This window comes from Paenibacillus sp. FSL M7-0134 (assembly GCF_038007865.1).
GTDB lineage: Bacteria > Bacillota > Bacilli > Paenibacillales > Paenibacillaceae > Paenibacillus > Paenibacillus polymyxa_B.
Window position 1 is genome coordinate 286,660 of sequence record NZ_JBBOXV010000002.1, and the last position, 17,107, is coordinate 303,766.

At 46.6% G+C, this 17,107-nt stretch carries 13 protein-coding genes; 6 read left to right on the top strand and 7 right to left on the bottom strand.

From position 1 onward, the window contains the following. Positions 1 to 45 precede the first annotated feature (45 nt). Together nirB and nirD are read left to right on the top strand one after the other, a co-directional pair. Positions 46 to 2,475 carry a nitrite reductase large subunit NirB gene (nirB, locus tag NSQ58_RS17030; protein ID WP_076295384.1) on the top strand — a complete coding sequence of 810 codons (2,430 nt, stop codon included), beginning with the start codon at positions 46 to 48 and terminating at the stop codon, positions 2,473 to 2,475. A 39-nt stretch (positions 2,476 to 2,514) separates the two neighbouring features. Continuing rightward, positions 2,515 to 2,844: a nitrite reductase small subunit NirD gene (gene nirD / locus NSQ58_RS17035; protein WP_023986899.1), complete on the top strand. Its 330-nt coding sequence runs from the start codon at positions 2,515 to 2,517 to the stop codon at positions 2,842 to 2,844. Positions 2,845 to 2,915: 71 nt separating this feature from the next. Here the strand turns inward: nirD and NSQ58_RS17040 are convergent, their stop codons facing one another. The 3 genes from NSQ58_RS17040 to NSQ58_RS17050 all read right to left on the bottom strand — a co-directional run bounded on the left by NSQ58_RS17040 (position 2,916) and on the right by NSQ58_RS17050 (position 8,786). Beyond that, positions 2,916 to 4,283: an exosporium glycoprotein BclB-related protein gene (locus tag NSQ58_RS17040; protein ID WP_341057907.1), complete on the bottom strand. Its 1,368-nt coding sequence runs from the start codon at positions 4,281 to 4,283 to the stop codon at positions 2,916 to 2,918. A 224-nt stretch (positions 4,284 to 4,507) separates the two neighbouring features. Continuing rightward, positions 4,508 to 8,398, bottom strand: coding sequence for an immunoglobulin-like domain-containing protein (locus NSQ58_RS17045; protein ID WP_053324595.1), 3,891 nt, complete (start codon positions 8,396 to 8,398; stop codon positions 4,508 to 4,510). Between the two features lie 46 nt (positions 8,399 to 8,444). After that, positions 8,445 to 8,786 (bottom strand): phage tail protein, encoded by a 342-nt coding sequence (locus NSQ58_RS17050; RefSeq protein ID WP_023986902.1) that lies wholly within the window; start codon positions 8,784 to 8,786, stop codon positions 8,445 to 8,447. Positions 8,787 to 9,024: 238 nt separating this feature from the next. On the opposite strand from NSQ58_RS17050, the gene NSQ58_RS17055 reads away from it, so the two are divergent. Genes NSQ58_RS17055 through NSQ58_RS17065 form a run of 3 tightly spaced genes read left to right on the top strand, consistent with a single transcriptional unit; the run spans position 9,025 to position 13,029 of the window. After that, complete coding sequence (locus tag NSQ58_RS17055; RefSeq protein ID WP_341057909.1) at positions 9,025 to 10,713, top strand: spore germination protein; 1,689 nt, start codon at positions 9,025 to 9,027, stop codon at positions 10,711 to 10,713. A gap of 25 nt (positions 10,714 to 10,738) precedes the next feature. Further along, positions 10,739 to 11,833: a GerAB/ArcD/ProY family transporter gene (locus NSQ58_RS17060; RefSeq protein ID WP_028541065.1), complete on the top strand. Its 1,095-nt coding sequence runs from the start codon at positions 10,739 to 10,741 to the stop codon at positions 11,831 to 11,833. Continuing rightward, the gene (locus NSQ58_RS17065; RefSeq protein WP_028541064.1) at positions 11,830 to 13,029 is read left to right on the top strand and encodes a Ger(x)C family spore germination protein; all 1,200 of its coding nucleotides are present in this window, start codon (positions 11,830 to 11,832) and stop codon (positions 13,027 to 13,029) included. Before NSQ58_RS17060 ends, NSQ58_RS17065 begins: the two co-directional genes overlap by 4 nt. A 63-nt stretch (positions 13,030 to 13,092) precedes the next feature. On the opposite strand, the gene NSQ58_RS17070 is transcribed toward NSQ58_RS17065, so the two are convergent. Beyond that, the gene (locus NSQ58_RS17070) at positions 13,093 to 13,641 is read right to left on the bottom strand and encodes a PadR family transcriptional regulator (protein WP_076265248.1); all 549 of its coding nucleotides are present in this window, start codon (positions 13,639 to 13,641) and stop codon (positions 13,093 to 13,095) included. 166 nt (positions 13,642 to 13,807) lie between these two features. Between NSQ58_RS17070 and NSQ58_RS17075 the strand changes: the two genes are divergently transcribed. Further along, positions 13,808 to 14,299, top strand: coding sequence for a phenolic acid decarboxylase (locus NSQ58_RS17075; RefSeq protein ID WP_013308656.1), 492 nt, complete (start codon positions 13,808 to 13,810; stop codon positions 14,297 to 14,299). Between the two features lie 103 nt (positions 14,300 to 14,402). On the opposite strand, the gene NSQ58_RS17080 is transcribed toward NSQ58_RS17075, so the two are convergent. From NSQ58_RS17080 to NSQ58_RS17090, 3 genes are all read right to left on the bottom strand, one after another. Continuing rightward, positions 14,403 to 14,849 (bottom strand): hypothetical protein, encoded by a 447-nt coding sequence (locus NSQ58_RS17080; RefSeq protein ID WP_076265249.1) that lies wholly within the window; start codon positions 14,847 to 14,849, stop codon positions 14,403 to 14,405. Positions 14,850 to 15,119: 270 nt separating this feature from the next. Beyond that, positions 15,120 to 15,509 (bottom strand): winged helix-turn-helix transcriptional regulator, encoded by a 390-nt coding sequence (locus tag NSQ58_RS17085; protein WP_023986908.1) that lies wholly within the window; start codon positions 15,507 to 15,509, stop codon positions 15,120 to 15,122. A 162-nt stretch (positions 15,510 to 15,671) separates the two neighbouring features. Then, positions 15,672 to 17,015: a glycoside hydrolase family 30 protein gene (locus NSQ58_RS17090; protein ID WP_071559335.1), complete on the bottom strand. Its 1,344-nt coding sequence runs from the start codon at positions 17,013 to 17,015 to the stop codon at positions 15,672 to 15,674. Between the last annotated feature and the right edge of the window lie 92 nt (positions 17,016 to 17,107).

The following is a 17,107-nucleotide window of genomic DNA, read 5'->3' on the forward strand; positions in this document are numbered from 1 at the left end:
GTCGTCGGATAGGAAGCATCGTCGAATGAATGGAGGAACCGGTATATGATAAACAGTAAACAAAAACTTGTGGTTATAGGGAACGGGATGGCTGGTATCAATACGGTCGAACAAATTTTGAAATTAACGGATAAGTATGAAATTACGGTCCTGGGAAATGAGCCGCATCCGAACTATAACAGGATCATGCTCTCTTATGTGTTGGAAGGTAGTAAAACGATTGATGATATCATACTGAACGATTTGCAATGGTACGCGGATCAAGGGATTACTTTATATACAGGAAAAATGGTGAAAAGCATTGACGGTGAGAACAAGAAGATTCGCACCGAAGACGGACTGGAAATTGATTACGATGTAGCTTTGGTAGCTACTGGTTCACAATCATTTATTCTGCCTATTCCGGGTAAAGAATTACCGGGTGTCATCGGTTTCCGAGATATCGCCGATTGCTCGGCAATGCTTGAGGCAGCAAAGACCTTTAAAAAGGCAGCTGTCATTGGTGGAGGCCTATTGGGGCTGGAAGCAGCTAAAGGCTTGGTCAACCTGGGTATGGATGTTACGGTCGTTCATTTAATGGAGGATTTGATGGAACGCCAGCTGGACCGGGAAGCCTCTGCGATGCTGAAAGCAGAACTAGAACGCCAGGGAATCAAGTTTGCTATGCAAATGCAAACTGCGGAGGTGTACGGTCAAGATCGGGTACAAGGACTGCGGTTTTCAGACGGAAGCGAGCTGGAAGCGGATTTGGTCGTTATGGCCGTCGGGATCAAACCTAATATTCAGGTGGCTGTGCAAAGTGGCATGGAAACGAACCGTGGTATTGTAGTCGATGATTTGATGAGAACCTCCGTGCCGGATGTATATGCTGTAGGGGAATGTGTTGAACACCGCGGAACCTGTTACGGCTTGGTAGCTCCGCTGTTTGAACAGGGGAGTGTAATTTCCAAACATTTGGCAGGTGCGGATACTGAAGGTTATATGGGATCGGTGGTTTCCACCAAGCTCAAAATTTCAGGGGTGGATGTTTTCTCAGCTGGCGAATTCATAACCCAGCCTGAACATACGGTGATTGTTGCAAAGGATGAGTGGAAGCGCACATACAAAAAAGTGCTGCTTCGTGAAAATAAGATTGTAGGAACTGTACTGTTTGGCGATGTGAGCGAATCTGCTAGCCTTCAAAAATATGTGCGTCAGCAAACGTTGATGACTGATGAGATATATGGACAGATCATGGGTACTGGATGCAGCAAGGACGGGGCGAAATCATTATCCGCTGAAACGATGGCTGATGATGAAATTGTCTGTGGCTGTAACGGTGTAACCAAAAAGACGATTGTGGATGCGATTAATGATAATGGACTGACCACAGTCGATGAAATTAAGGCATGTACCGGAGCAACGCGTTCCTGTGGAGGGTGTAAGCCGGTTGTAGAGCAAATTCTGCAGTACGTTCTTGGAGACAGCTTCAAGACGTCAGCCAAGCAAGGAATATGTGGCTGCACAACTTTGAGTCGGGACGAGATTGTGGAAGCGATCAAAACCAAAGGGCTGACAACAACGCGTGAAGTTATGAATGTACTGGGTTGGCATAATGATGAAGGATGCTCCAAATGTCGGCCAGCGCTGAATTACTATCTGGGAATGATTAACCCGGATACCTATGAAAATGAGGGAGATTCCCGTTTTGTAAATGAGCGATTGCACGCGAACATTCAAAAGGATGGAACGTTTACAGTTGTTCCTAGAATGTACGGTGGTGTAACGACCCCAGAAGATTTGAAGAAGATAGCAGATGTTTCTCTTAAATACAACGTTAAGGTCGTTAAAGTAACAGGAGGACAGCGGCTTGATTTGATCGGTGTCCGTAAAGAGGATCTGCCTAAAGTATGGGAAGAACTCGATATGCCGTCGGGATATGCCTACGCGAAGTCACTTCGTACAGTTAAAACCTGTGTTGGATCACAATTTTGCCGGTTTGGCACACAGGACTCGATGGGAATGGGAGAAGTGTTGGAACGGAAATTCGAACGACTGGATTTCCCGGCAAAATTCAAATTAGCGGTTAATGGATGTCCACGCAACTGTGCGGAATCATGTACCAAAGATATCGGAATCGTAGGTAATGATGGGGGCTGGGAGATCTTTATCGGTGGTAATGGCGGTATTAAAGCGCGGTTGGCTGATTCACTCTGTAAAGTAAAAACCGACGCCGAGTTGATTGATATTGTAGGAAGCGTAATGCAACTCTACCGGGAAACAGGACAATACCTGGAACGTACTTCGGAGTGGGTGGAACGGATCGGTCTGGAGGAGATTCAGAAGGCTGTCGTTCATGATACAGATCATCGACAAGCTTTAGTAGAACGCATCGAATTTGCATTACAACAGGTCGAAGACCCTTGGAAAAAGATCATCAATGATGAGGATTCACGCAAAAATTTATTCGAGGTTGTCACCCCGTCTATTGTGTAATTGTATCTAAAATGCCTGAGGAAGGGAGCGATCAAGCAAATGATCAAAAATGCCGAATGGCTTGTCGTCGGTCATAGTAAGGATTTTCCGATCAGAATAGGGCGTACCATCCATATCAAAGGTACTGAAATTGCTGTTTTCCGCACTTCGGAGAATGAGCTTTATGCCGTTGAAAATAGCAGTCCTCATCCCAAAGGAGGTCCTCTTACAGAGGCTATAGTATCTGGTCATTATATCTATGATCCTTTATATGACTGGAAAATTGATCTGCAGACGGGCATCGTTCAAGAGCCTGATCACGGACAAATTAAAACGTTCGCCGTTTGTGAAGAGGGAGAAGAAGTAAAAATATCGTTCGAAACGGTTTAGTTCGTCTGTTGGAATACAAATAAAAAGGACTCGACAGGAACAATCCTGTGGGGCCCTTTTTTCGTCTTGGATCAGGTAATGGTAACGCCTGCGCTTGCATAACCTACGATAGTGTTTACGAGGGAAATACCTGTAGCTGTGGCAGAGAAGACAAGGAGCAGACGAGTCTGTGCGGTTACGGGGATAGCCAAACCAGTAGTAATGCCGCTAGAGGTCGTTCCCAAAGCAACAATGCCATTCAGTGGAGGGGCCAATGTAACGATAGCTCCCGGAACTGCTGTGAAAGTGTTATTAGGTGTTGGGGAACTAAACAGCTGGGCAGTAATTGTCGCAGTTGAACCCACGAGAGTTAATGCAGCTGTTGTACTGAAGTAACCAGCAATAGATGTAATTACGCCATCCCGTGGTACGGAAAAAGCAAAGTTAATCAGAGGTCCTACAAGTGTACCTGTCAGGTCTATGACCCCGCCTACGAGGCTAATACCTGTTGCTGAGCTCCCAAAGCCGATCAAACTTGTGGTTCCTACCACTCCGCCAAGAACAGTTGTCAGTATAGCAGGTCCTCCTGAAGCAAACGGGATGATGGCTCCCGAGCCGGTGGCTCCGGTAATCCCTGTAACGCCCGTAACACCCGTGGCTCCAGCAGGCCCTATGGCCCCGGCTGGCCCGACCAATCCATCCGCGCCCGTAGCGCCCGTGGCGCCTGTCACACCCCCGGCAGGGCCCGCAGCACCCGTGGCGCCGACAGGTCCGGCCGGGCCTTCCGGTCCAGCGGCCCCGATAGGCCCGGCGGCGCCAACAGGTCCAGCCGCTCCAATGGGCCCCGCAGGCCCCACGGGCCCGGCAGGGCCAACAGGTCCGGGTGCTCCGATAGGTCCAGCGGCGCCGATAGGTCCGGGAGGCCCTTGTGGCCCTGGTCCACCTGCGGGTCCAGGCGCACCGCCGGGTCCCACAGGTCCAGGAGGTCCTTGTGCACCGGACTCCCCTGACAAGTATGTTTCACCTAATGCGTTGCTAACCGTCGTTCCAGCGATTCTGATCGCGCTGATTAAGCTGTCTTTAAGAGCAGGATCAAGGGATTCTTGTAAAACGATGGACAATAGGGCATCCAGCAATTGTTGCAGTGCAGTACCTACGCCGATCGGAGAGAAAGGTGTAGCTTCTAACGCAACAATAGCAAGCTCCAGCGCTGCCAGCAAGTCTGCCTTAACCCCGCCTCTAAGTCTTAAGCTTTTCGCCAGAGACAACAAACGTCTTAAAATCTGTTGCAAGGAAGATACATTAGCCGCAGAGGGGTTTGCGAATACGACGGGGATGATCGCGGTCAATTCATTAATCAGTCTGAGAAGAGCTTCGATACTTTTATTTACTCTTGTTGGTTTACAGTCTTCGTCTTTTTTTGAAGCACCACTGAACCTGAACGGTTTTTTATGTTTCATGCTCAAATATCTCCTCCTTATCATTCTTCCTACTGTAGAGGTGATAGGTGGTTCATCGCCCCGCTTCGCAGATATTCATAATATATTTACTGAAGCGAAAAGGGTGAATAAACAAGCAAAAATGATTGTTGGAGGCTTGTACATAAAAAAATACGGCCCCCGAAAAGCTTGGAGGCCGCGTTGTATTTGCTTATACTCATCTGATGTATGAAGCTTGAAAAGTCTTATTTAAGAATACGTACCAGCAGTTCAGCCATCTCACCTCTGCTGATGGCTGCTTTTGGCTTGAGTGTTCCATCTGGATAACCGCTGATCCAACCGGAGGATACTGCATTTTGAAATGCTGCGGAGGCCCATGCTGAAATCTGCTGCTCATCCTTGTAGGATTGCAGTGCAGTAGTACTGGAAATGGATATCTGATTCTGCATCGCGTGTGACAGGATCACCATCGCCTGCTCACGGGTAAGACTCTCATCAGGTCCGAAAGTTTGAGCGGTTAGCCCTTGAATCCATCCCTGACGATGAGCAGAATCCACGGCTGATCCAGCCCAGTGTCCCTGCATATCTGTAAATGAGGTAGAAGGGCTCTCATCTCCAGCAGTTCCCAATGCTCTGGTCAGTATGGCTACAAATTCTGCACGGCTTACAGCGCGCTCAGGGCGTATGTTGCCGTCTTTATAGCCTTGTATCCAGCCTTTGTCTGCAAGAGATTGCAGGGACTTCGCTGCCCAATGGCCTTGTACATCCGGCCATACCTGAGCTAGCTCTTGCGAATCTGACGAATTGATTTGGTCATTTTGCACACTGGCATTATTGGTTTGAGACTTTGCGTCTGTGGCGACGACAAAGGTACCTAACCCGGTCGTATTGACACTCACACCCGACAAAATCCCTTTTGAATCCATTACAGCAGTCCCTTTTAGAATCTCACGCTCGCCATTCTCATGAATAACAAGAATGGAGAACTGGGGCTCTGCATTGTGTAACTCACCTAAGGATTCGTTATCCAGCGGTAGAATGATCGACGAGGTTCCTGTCACATTGGCTTTGATGTCTGTAACCGGACCCATCAGCGTCAGGCTGGATTGTTGCTCAGCCCAATCACGGATCTGCTGTGCACGTTGTACATCTACCTGCTGGAATGACAATGTAACGTCCTGCTGGCCTGAGGCCATGCGGGTTAAGGTGTCACTGGATATCATCAGTGTTCCATATCGGGATATTACCGATGCACCAATCTTATCCCATTTATTCAGTAAAGAATGAGAAAGGATAACACGACTCAGTTGCTTCTCCTGCTCCAAACGAATGTCTGCGTATGCTTTGCCTTCGCGAAGTGCTTGCTGTATCTGCTCATCCAGGAATGCCGGCGAAGGAACAAAGAGGGAGAACTCTTTCCCTTGTTCGGAAATTCCGATCTGTGGTACGAAAGCAGATAGATCCTCATTCTTATCTTTGTTAGATTTGCCTGTGTTTGCAATTACCTTGGCAGGGACGGTGACTTCTATGGCTTGCGTCAACGCATGAGAACCATCGCTTACCCTTATAACATCCAGCATGATAGTTACAACGGAAGGAGTATCTGCTTGAACAATAGTTCCGTCTGTACGCACGATGTCTGGGTGGCTACTGCTGCTGATGGTCACACGGAAACCATCAGGTACAACAGGCAACCTGAGCAGTGTGTCACTTGTTGTAGGAGTTGTTATGCTTGTGATGGAATCCGCAACGCGCTGCGCGGTTAACCCTTGCGGATATACTAGCCCTGACGGGGCACTCTTCATACCATTTACGTTCTGTAGCACATAGTAGCTGGCTCCTTCAGGCACAGGTGTAAATGTATATTTTCCCTCTCCCGAAGCGATTCCTTCCGCTATAAGCTCCTGCTGGGCATTGTACAGTTCAAGCCGTGCGCCTGGTAAGGCACCTGTAACGACCACAGAGGCTATATCCCCATTGCCTGCTGCGGCTCTAACAGCACGGGGCAGCACGTTTATATGGCGCTCTGCTGGCTCCGCTGTCCAACCTCCATTGTCGCTATAAGCATAGTTCAATACATATACACCGGGTACATTTATATCGACATTCCCGTTACCTGAAAGCTCAGGGATCAGGATATTGCCGTATACGCTGTCCAGTACACTGGCTCCCGGATCAGTGAAGCTGTCACCGGCTTCCAGAACAATTGGATTACTGCCGTTCAATCGTACGTAAGGTGTATTCGGTAATGCCTTCAGCACTGTGATTGTGAATGTTCTTTGTACAGAAGCGGTACCTTTAGAAATAATGGCAATTAACTGTACATTCATATCACCGTCTGTATATTTAGGCCGATTCACCTGACCGCTATTGCTGAGGATATCTGGTTGATCCGAAGACCAGTCGATCTGGGTGTCAAATGCTCCTGTACGAGGCAGAGCGATGGAATCCTTAATCCCTTGCGGATAATCTAAATTCAGTGTATTAGCTGCCAAATTTACGGCTTCATCAGCGCTTACGGGCAGTGCAGGCACGAGCAGGCTGAATGTTTTTCGTAGCTCAACCCCGCCTCGTGACACAACTGCTTCCAGCGTGATGGTCTGATCGCCCTGCACATAGCTTGGGAATGTTACATGCCCAGTATGATCCAAGAACTGGGGCTGAGTCGATGACCATGACACCTGAACACCATGCAGAGCGTCTTTTGGCAAATATACGTCTCCGGTTACTGTAGTCATTGGCAGCTCAAGCGCCCTGTATGCTGCGTCAACGGCTTCTGTATCGCTCATGGGCAGACTGAGTACATGCGCAGTAAAGTTCTTTGTTTTCGTTAAGCCTGCAAGTTGCAGGGTAGCCGTTAGGGTAACATCCGTATCTCCACTATTATAAGAGGGTCTGGTGAGTGTTCCATCTGCTGCAATAATTAGTGGTTTGGCTGAGGACCATTCGATCTGCGCTCCACCATAACCGGATAAAGGGAGAGAAATATTTTCTGTTACCGCAGACAAATTGCCAAGCGAGAGGGTGTCTGCTGCTTGATCCAATGTATCTTGTGCAGTTATCTTCGGTACGGTAACTTCGAAAGTTTGAGTATCCGAGGCGCTTCCCTTCGCAATCGTAGCTGTCAGTTTTACTTTTCGGTCACCCAGATCGTACCGCGGGCGTGTGACAGCCCCCTCGTTCGTAATGACGTCAGGAGTATCCGAACTCCAGCTCACCGTCGTATCATTCAATCCAGCGAGTGGCAGTGTCAGCTTTTGGGATACGGAATCAACTGAATCTCCAGATGCGAAGCCTAATGCAAGAGCAGCCTTTGCCTGTGCAACTCTCTCGGCATCGGTAAGTATGTTCACTTTAACCTCTGAGGGAGTGCTCTCCCCCTTAGCATTCACGGCCTGAACCGTGTAAAGGGCTTCACCTGGCGGCAATGCTGAGGTGTCTATGAATTGGGTTAAGTTACCTGTATAGAGGGTTACACTATCTCGTATGACTTTGTATGAAGTTGCATAAGGAACGGCATCCCAGCTTAACTCCACTGTATTTCCATTTTTGGTTCCTGTAAAATGCCCCGGAGCCTGTGGAACGGGCAATCGCTCCCCATAAGCTGCGAATTCCATGATGGAAGCCCACTGATTGTTTCTTGTATTTCCTTGATCAATATATAATCGCAAGTATCGTGTAGTTACAGGGGCAATGTTCTTTTCAACATTAGAGCTCTCATTATTCTGGACGGTATCAACAGTCACCCAATTACTTCCGTTGCTGCTTGTTTGCAATCGGAAACTGTATGGATCACGTTGATCCTGCCACCCGTTATGGATTCCCATACCTGTAACAACGTATCGATCTACGATATACCAGTCTCTCAGATCTACCTGAATCCATTTTTCACCGTTGCTGGCTTGATACCAGCGGCTTGTTGGTTCGATTGACCCATCCACAGCTCTGGAGGGATCATAGGGCTGGCTGTAGCCACTGGATGTGGCTGGCTTGTTAAGCACCACATTTTCCCAACCGGCAGCGTGAACCTCATTCGTCCCTATGAGCAGGAACGTACCGCCGATAAATGGCAGCAATGGAACCAGCAAGCGATAGGGTTTCAATTTGTTGCGTGTGAAGTTATTGCCTTCGAGCACGCCATCACCTCTTCTTCATTAATTAGCCCACCGATGAACACATTCATTAAGGGCGGGATGGGTAAACCCCTTCGGTTGCGATATAGTAGTTTACATTCGGCAACGGGGAAGCCCCGCGCAAGTCGGGTAATGCAAATGTGCTCATTCCATCGCCGCCAAAATTAGTGCCCAGCAGACTGAACAGTGCTGTATTTTGCGAAATAGATAAGAGCTGACCCTCGCATTTTAGCCAACCTTTAGGAGCGAACATGTACGGGTACACCGTAATTTCCCCAATATAAGGCTCATAACCTGCATGTGCCTGTTTGGGACTGATCGCCGTTCCCCCTAACAAAATGACCGCTAACAAACTCAACACAGCGGCTTTCTTCCAAAAATGATTCTTCATACCTACAACTCCTTTTTAGTTTCGAATAATGGCCCACGAATTCAACAAATTTGTGACATTAGTCATAGAATGAATAGATATTATCATGTAATTCCACTTTTGGCACTACAGTTCATCTATCAAATTCACCTTTTTATTCCTTTTGTGAGTAAAGAAATTTATTCCATTGCCCATGCATCTTTTTTCTAATCCAGGTAAATCTATATACAAATCCTATGGAAGTGAAGGAGGAAAGAGTGTGTGGCAGGTCATCGGAACTCATATGCCCAAATGGAACGTATGGATGGAAGCTTTCTTTTTGTTCCTCATCCCTTTGATTATTTTTCTGACGGTACGACAAATTAGAGCGATGGATGGTCGAGAGAGCAGACGTATGGAACGGTTAAAGCTTTTAGAAGAAGAAGACCGTTCGCAGCATGCAGATCGTAATCCGTCTGTAAGTGAGGCTGGGACCTTTACCGAAGATTATGAAGCCAATGTAGCAAAAATCAGACAAGCAGTTACGGATATGTCAGACGTGAACGAACGATCTATTTTTCTGGAAAAATTGAACGCTGTAGGCACACTTTTTTTTGTGGATGGATTAACGGACAAGGTTGGCATGGATCAGAATATTTTAAAGCCGTTGATGGATTGGGGCAGCTCCGGGCAAGAGGGGGAAGATCTCCCGAGAGGAGAAGAGCTTCGGGATATGTTTATTCGTCAGGTTATGCTGGTATCGGAGACAGAGTATACGTTAGAGGTGCAGTTCTCCTTGCAAAAGGTGCTGTTCGGTTCAGTCATACTCTTGATTCAGGGCATACCGGGTGCTTTCGTGCTGGGTACACCCAAAGGGAATACACGAGGGGTGGAAGACCCCATATCGGAATCGGTGCTGCGGGGACCGCGAGTCGGTTTTACAGAGATACTCAGCGATAATACAGCGATGCTGCGCAGGCATGGAGAAAGTACGGAACTAGCCATGTCGTCCTTTAAAGTCGGCAAAAGAGTGGAAAAGCAGCTGATGGTGGTGTATTTCAGAGACATTGCCGACGCGGAGCTTGTGGATGAGGTGAAGCGGCGGGTCAAAACCATTGATATGGATGAGGTGCTGGAGTCGGGCTATGTGGAGCAACTTATTGAGGATAATTTTCTTAGCCCCTTTCTGCAAATTCAAAATACGGAGAGACCGGATCGGGTCATGGCTGCATTGCTGGAGGGACGTGTGGCGATTCTGCTGGACGGTACACCTTTTGCGCTCCTTATGCCTGTGACGTACGGGATGATGCTCCAGTCTCCCGAAGATTACTATGAACGATGGATACCGGGGTCGCTTATTCGATTTCTTCGTTTTATGGCAACTACGATATCTCTGTTCGCCCCGGCGCTCTATATTTCCTTTATCTCGTTTCATCCCGGACTGATTCCAACCAAGTTGGTCATTTCCATTATCAGTGCGAGACAGGGAGTTCCGTTTTCGACGCTGATTGAGGCCCTGATTATGGAAATTTCCATCGAAATTTTACGCGAGGCAGGACTTCGGCTCCCCAAACCCATCGGTCCAGCGATGGGCATCGTCGGCGGTTTGATTATTGGACAGGCCGCTGTTGACGCCGGGATTGTGAGTCCGATTCTCGTTATTGTGGTAGCGGTCACGGCGATTTCTTCCTTTGCCTCACCTGTATACAGCGCCGGGATCTCTATGCGTGTTCTTCGTTTTGGGGCCATGTTCACGGCTGCTATCTTCGGTTTGTATGGAGTGATCATGTTTTTCCTGATGCTGAGCATTCATATGGCTAAATTACACAGCTTCGGCGTGCCATATCTTAGCTTAACGGCCCCCCGTTCATTGAAGGACTGGAAAGATTACTTTTTGCGAGCACCGTTACAATTTATGAAAAATAGACCCATTCTATTGAAGCATAAAGATCCTAAGCGACAAGGATGAGTTCAACAACACAGGAGGGAGCAAGATGGCCCGTGGGAAAAAAACGGATAAAATTACAACGTTACAGACGACGGAAATCGTGCTTTGCTTTATGCTGGCTGCCGGGTTGCTTACTCTTCCCAGAGTAGCCGTTGAAACTGCAAAAACACCGGATGTGTGGATGTCCGTCATTTTAGCAGGGGCTGCCACTTTCCTGTTCGGATGGATTATAGTCAAACTAAGTTCACGGTTTCCAGAAAGCACCTTTTACCAGTATGTTCAGCGGATAACTGGCAAAGCCATCGGCAAAGTGTTGGGCATCTTGTTCGTCATCTATTTTATTTGTATAGCTGCATACGAAATCCGAGCTGTGGAGGAAGTAACGTCGTTCTTTTTGCTTGAAGGAACTCCAGTGTGGGCTATTTCAGCCCCCTTTATGTGGATCTCTCTGTATCTCTGCTTGGGGGGGATAGGTACATTGGGTAAAATATGTCAAGTTATATTCCCGATTACGGCAGCTATCTTTTTATTGATATGTTTGCTGAGTTTGAATATTTTCGAATTGAATAATTTGCGTCCTGTTTTGTCCGAGGGTGTGATGCCAGTGATTAAAGCGCTCAAGACTACAACCCTGACCCTAACGGGGACAGAGTGCCTACTGTTTATTCTTTGTCGGATGGAAAAACCGGAGAAAGCAACTAAGGCGGTCGGACTGGCAATCGGGATCTCGACCATTTTTTATACAGCTACGCTGATCTTATGCATTGGCGCCTTTTCGGTGGAAGGAGTTATGACCAGAACCTGGCCTTTTTTAGACTTGGCCCGCTCCTTTGAAGTGGAGTATCTGTTATTGGAACGGTTCGAATCCCTATTGTTGTCCATTTGGATCATGCAAATTTTTGCTACATTCAGTATTGCTTTTTATTGCGCTTCGCTCGGAGTTTCTCAAATTTTGAATAGCTCTTATTCCAAGGCGCTGTTTATTTTGCTCCCGTTCATCTACGTCCTGTCCCAAATTCCCAAAAATCTGAATGAGTTATTTTCTTTTGGAACGATGATCGGGAATGCAGCTTTCGTTCTATTCGCTCTGCTTCCACTCCCTCTGCTGCTTATTTCTCATTGGAGAGGGGTGCGGTCATGAAGAGAGTCCAGTCAGGATTACTCGGAATGGTGGCTCTCCTGACATGCTGTACACTTTCAGGCTGCTGGAGCAGCTCTCCGGTGGAGGATCTAAATCTGGAGACGGGCATTGCTATGGATGTAGTGTCACAATCTTCACAAGAAGAACAAATTAAACGGAAAGGAGGAGACTATCCGAAAAAAGAGTTAATCACCGGAACCTTTCAATTTATCATCCCAGAGGAAAGCGGCGGCTCCAACAGCTCCTCCCCACAAGCTAAAAAGTTTTTTAATATTACGGAAACGGGGGATTCCGTTTTTGAAATGTTAAGAGAAATTTCATTGCGAACCAACCGACCGCCCATCGGACAACATTTGAAAACGATTATTATCAGCTCCAGTCTGCTTCGCAAAATTCCATTGTATGAGCTGCTGGACTTTTTCTTGGGGGATAATGACATTCGGCCCAGCGTCCAGCTGCTGATTAGTACAGACAAGGCGGGCAATGCGCTTCAGGAGAAAATTCCTGGTCAAATTCCTGCCTATATCTTAAAGGATATTTTCGAAAATCGTAAACGGAATGCCCGGTTGATAAAGCCCGTGGCTTTGGTTAAAGTGGTCGGGCCCATGAAGGGTAAAAGAAGCTTTATATTGCCCAATGTCATTACGGCTGAGAATGAAATCAAGCTCGCAGGTGCGGGAATCATCAAGGGAAAGACACAAACCTACGGTGGCTTTCTGAATGAGTCAGAGGTCGAGGGCCTCATGTGGATCAAAGGTCAATTGGTTGGAGGCGTGCTGAAAAGTAGTGATCCCCAAACCGGTAAAAATATAGCCTATGAGATCAAAGCGGTGAAAAGCAGGATCAAGGCCATCGTTCAGGGGGGCGACATTTCCTTCCAAGTAAAAATGACCTCAGAGGGACGCGTTTCCGAGGTTTTTAACAAGAAAGAAAATTTGCGTAGCAATGATGTGCTCGGACAAGAAGAGAGTATCTTTCAAGAGAGAGTGAATTCATTAACTGAACAAACTGTAGCCAAAATGCAAAAGCTGCAGGTTGATGTTGGAGGTTTCGGAGAAGCGTTGAGGATTCAGCATCCTAAAGTTTGGCGTAAGGTTAAAGAGGATTGGGATAACATTTTTAGTACCATTCCTGTACGTTTTAGCACAGATATCCATATTGAAGATTACGGCTCTTCGATTACGACGGCAGACTAGTTTGCACCTATTTAGAAAAACCTTCAATACCACGAATCTACGTGGCGTTGAAGGTTTTTTAGGCTATTCAAACAGGGACAGTGTTTCTTCCAGCCACGTAATATAGCTTTTTTCCCGATTAATGGCACGGCTCAGCACCAGATAATGCCCAAATTGATTAGAACCGGGGGCTTGAAGGTTCTCGTCCAGCTGTTGGAGGGATTTTTTACTTTCGTACAGATACTCCAGCTTCTCTTTACGTTTGGTTATCTGGTCCTCGAACAATCGCTTGTTCTCTTCCTTGGGGATGGCTGCTGAGAAATACAGCATGAGCATAAACTCATCCTTTTCCGTTTCCGGTAACTCTTTGGCGCTCAACAGCCATTCGGTCAGCTCTTGGGTTCCTTTGGGGGTGATGCAGTACAGCTTCTTTTCCAGCTTGGCTCCTGTAATGGAGGTGCGATATTCAATAAGCTCCTCTTCGGTCAGCCTTTTTAACTCAGGATAAATCTGACTGTGTTTGGCGCTCCAAAATTGTCCGATTTCCTTCTTGAATTGACTCGTAATATCGTAGCCGCTCATTTCCTCTTTATGAACCAGGCCCAAAATGGCGTATTTTAATGTGCGCTTCAACGTAGTTCTCCTTGTCAAACATTATTTGACACTAGTATACCATAGTGCTACAATTTATATGTACTTAATAACATGTTTAACATTACATGTTTTGAATTGAATATTTTTATTTTTGGTCTCCTACTCAATTCATAAAAACTTATAATTTAGGAAAGAAGGATGCAAGATGGACAAGTTTATCGGCAGCCACATGATCTACACCTATGAGAATGGTTGGGAGTACGAAATATATATTAAAAATGAAGATACGATCGATTATCGCATTCATAGTGGTATGGTAGGCGGCCGCTGGGTACGTGATCAGAAGGTCAATCTGGTGAAGCTGGTGGAAAATGTGTATAAAGTATCGTGGACCGAACCGACAGGCACTGACGTGTCTCTGAATTTTATGCCTGAGGAAAAACGTATGCACGGCATTATTTTCTTTCCTAAATGGGTTCATGAGCATCCGGAAATCACTGTGCGCTATCAAAACGATTTTATTCCGCTGATGGAGGAATCGCGTGAAAAGTATGAAACATATCCGAAGTATGTGGTTCCTGAATTTGCAGATATTACATTCATCGAAAATGCAGGTGTGAACAACGAACAATTAATTTCCCAAGCACCTTATGCAGGAATGACAGACGATATTCGTGCAGGTAAACTGCAAGTGTAATCAACTCTGTGCTGAAAGTGTAAAAGCCTGGCCTGTGATAAACAGTCTCAGGCTTTTTTACGTGAACTGGAAAGTGGATTGCTAATGGAGTTGTGGACGATATTTAGAATGAATAGTAGACCAGACCATGCTCGATAAGATATGAACGACTAATCCGAGGGGGGAGTATGGTCGCTGATGGGGAGAGAATGTGCAGGTTCGCATGGGTAGTCAGATCGGATAAGGCAGATAGAGCTAGCTCTGTTTTATCAGGCCCCCAGTGATCAGCATGGTGCTGAATATATTGCTCAGCCTCGGTTAAGGACAGACCCTTGAGCGAGGTAAACACGGAAGCCCAGCGGACAAGGTCAAAGGCACCTTTAATTTCAGACAGCTCATATTCCGCCAAACCTTGAGCGCCGTTACACGACATAGTAAGCAAGCCACAGCAATGGTGTTGATAAGGTTTTGAGTCAGAAAATTGACGATAGTCGTATTGAATCATTTCCATGGAACCAATACTTAATTGGGTCGCTTGGGATGTTGTGGGCTGGGCAAGCGTCATGCTCATGCTAGAACGGCCTCCTTCTCGGATTCACTGTAAATAGGGATGGAAGAATCATACGTCACAGCGGATGTAATGTAAATCACGAATACAAGTGTAAAATGAGGATATGTAGCGGAAAACGAGCTTTAATGCCAATGGAAACGGATACTTGCATCCATTTCTTTTATTATCTTGGGGAACGTCTTTATATCACAAAAAAACAACCCCAGATCTCCCCAGGGTCGTCTCTACAAAAATATAGTTCAGCATTTTGCAAAATGCTTGTTTTGCTGATCACACGGGTGTGACATCCTGAATCGCTTCTTCTTCTTTCCAAATCACGTTCTCGCGATAGTTTGATCCCCAATCGTACATTGCTCTCAGTACCGGAATCAGGCTTTCGCCATGCTCCGTCAGTGAATATTCCACATGTGGAGGGACGACGGGATAGACTTTACGAAGAATGAGTTTATCTTCCTCCAGCTCGCGCAATTGGTTGGTCAGCATTTTTTGCGTAATATGGGGGATCAGCTTCTTCAATTCACCAAACCGCTTGGTGCCTTCCATACCGAGATGCCACAAAATAATCAGCTTCCATTTTCCACCGATGACCGCGAGAGTCAATTCCTTATCACAATTAATCAGCTTCAAATCAATCCGGTCTTTTACAGTAGTGATATTCATCGACCTCCTGTCCGTAGTTATTCCAAGTATACTATTTATAGCTACTATACGCAAAAGGATATACATCCATTTTGGAAACTATACATATGCTTGGACACTTATAGACCGGACAGGGGTACCTAATGATGTGTGCAAGCTGGAAGAGTCCAGAAATCTGTGGCGTTAAGAAGGAATCACGATAGTATTAAAGGACTCCGGCTCCAGCTCCAAGCGGTGTGTTGTTTCACCGAGAGACAGATTCAGCACACGCGATTCCTTGAACGGATTGGCGATGACCACCACCCTTTGCCCGTCTGTATTTTGAAAAGCAACTGCATTTCCAGTCCATGAGCCACGAAGTCCGATGCGTCGGGCACCTGGTAATACAAAATGAGAAAAATGCTTCATGACATAATACTCTGGATTCAGGACAGGTTTTCGATCCGCGGGATCAACGGTAATCATCGAATTTTGCTCCCAGCCCCATGTGCTCTTGCCTTTCGGTTCCAAAACCATATTCCAGTAAATATAAGCATTCACACCATTGCTGAAGTAGTGCTGGTACAGATTATATACATATTTGGCGTAGTCCCATGAGTTTTCTCCGTTACCGCATTCATTTTCTGTTTGCATGTAACGAAGCTCAGGATAGCTGGCAACGGTGCGCTGAATGGCATTTTTGCCTGCCCACTGGTAGCCTACGCCTTTAATATATTTGTAGGCCTCGGGGTCACTCAACACGGTATGGGCATACTCATCGAATCCGGTCGAAGTCTTTTTCATTAATTCCTCCCACGGATCGGGAGCGTTAATGGTCCCCAGCCAAATTTCCGTATCTAGTCCGTGTTCCTCAAAAGCAGGACCCAAATAGTCGCGAATAAATTCACGCAGTTGCTCTCCGGTCCATACACAGGAAGGGAACTTCTGATCGGCAATGACTTCATTTTGAACATGAATCTGATGGATCGTAATACCTGCCTCGCGGTAAGCCTGAACAAATTTGACAAAGTACAATGCATACGCTTTCAAAATATCCTTTTCCCAGCGCAGAGTGCCGTAATTGTAAGCTTTCGGTGATTTCATCCATGTCGGCGGGCTCCAGGGTGAAGCGAACAACTTCAGGTTAGGATTGAGTTGTAACGCTTCCCGAATAAAAGGAATGAGATATTGCTGATCACGCTCAATGGAAAAGTGCTTCATCTCCACGTCGCCGTCTGTTTCATTGTGGCTGTACCACTCCAGCGCGTAGTCACTCGCTCCAATAGGAAGTCGGCATATTGCAAATTTGTGCTCGCCCTCTGGATGAAAGAGAGAATGAAGCACCCGATCTCGTTCGTCCTTTTCCAAATGGTTCAGGGCTACATAACCCAATTCATTAAAACAGCCACCAAAACCTTCGACAAGCTGATGTGTTTCTCCCGTAAGGGTTAGGTTGGCACTATCTTGGGTATCGGTAAGATGATGAGCTTGGGATTGCCAAGCTTTAGCTTTAGAAGTGGAAAACCACTGAATGGTTTGATTACTCATGTATTACCCTCCTGTTCAGGCTTTTTGTATCTCTTCTTATTATAGGGTAGGATCACAGGAGATGAGATGGTCTGAGCCAAGACAAATTTGCC

Excerpts from the sequence above, each read along its gene's own strand:
- nirB (WP_076295384.1), top strand. The coding sequence starts at position 46 with ATGATAAACAGTAAACAAAAACTTGTGGTTATAGGGAACGGGATGGCT.
- nirD (WP_023986899.1), top strand. The coding sequence starts at position 2,515 with ATGATCAAAAATGCCGAATGGCTTGTCGTCGGTCATAGTAAGGATTTT.
- NSQ58_RS17040 (WP_341057907.1), bottom strand. The coding sequence starts at position 4,283 with ATGAAACATAAAAAACCGTTCAGGTTCAGTGGTGCTTCAAAAAAAGAC.
- NSQ58_RS17050 (WP_023986902.1), bottom strand. The coding sequence starts at position 8,786 with ATGAAGAATCATTTTTGGAAGAAAGCCGCTGTGTTGAGTTTGTTAGCG.
- NSQ58_RS17060 (WP_028541065.1), top strand. The coding sequence starts at position 10,739 with ATGGCCCGTGGGAAAAAAACGGATAAAATTACAACGTTACAGACGACG.
- NSQ58_RS17065 (WP_028541064.1), top strand. The coding sequence starts at position 11,830 with ATGAAGAGAGTCCAGTCAGGATTACTCGGAATGGTGGCTCTCCTGACA.
- NSQ58_RS17075 (WP_013308656.1), top strand. The coding sequence starts at position 13,808 with ATGGACAAGTTTATCGGCAGCCACATGATCTACACCTATGAGAATGGT.
- NSQ58_RS17080 (WP_076265249.1), bottom strand. The coding sequence starts at position 14,849 with ATGAGCATGACGCTTGCCCAGCCCACAACATCCCAAGCGACCCAATTA.
- NSQ58_RS17085 (WP_023986908.1), bottom strand. The coding sequence starts at position 15,509 with ATGAATATCACTACTGTAAAAGACCGGATTGATTTGAAGCTGATTAAT.
- NSQ58_RS17090 (WP_071559335.1), bottom strand. The coding sequence starts at position 17,015 with ATGAGTAATCAAACCATTCAGTGGTTTTCCACTTCTAAAGCTAAAGCT.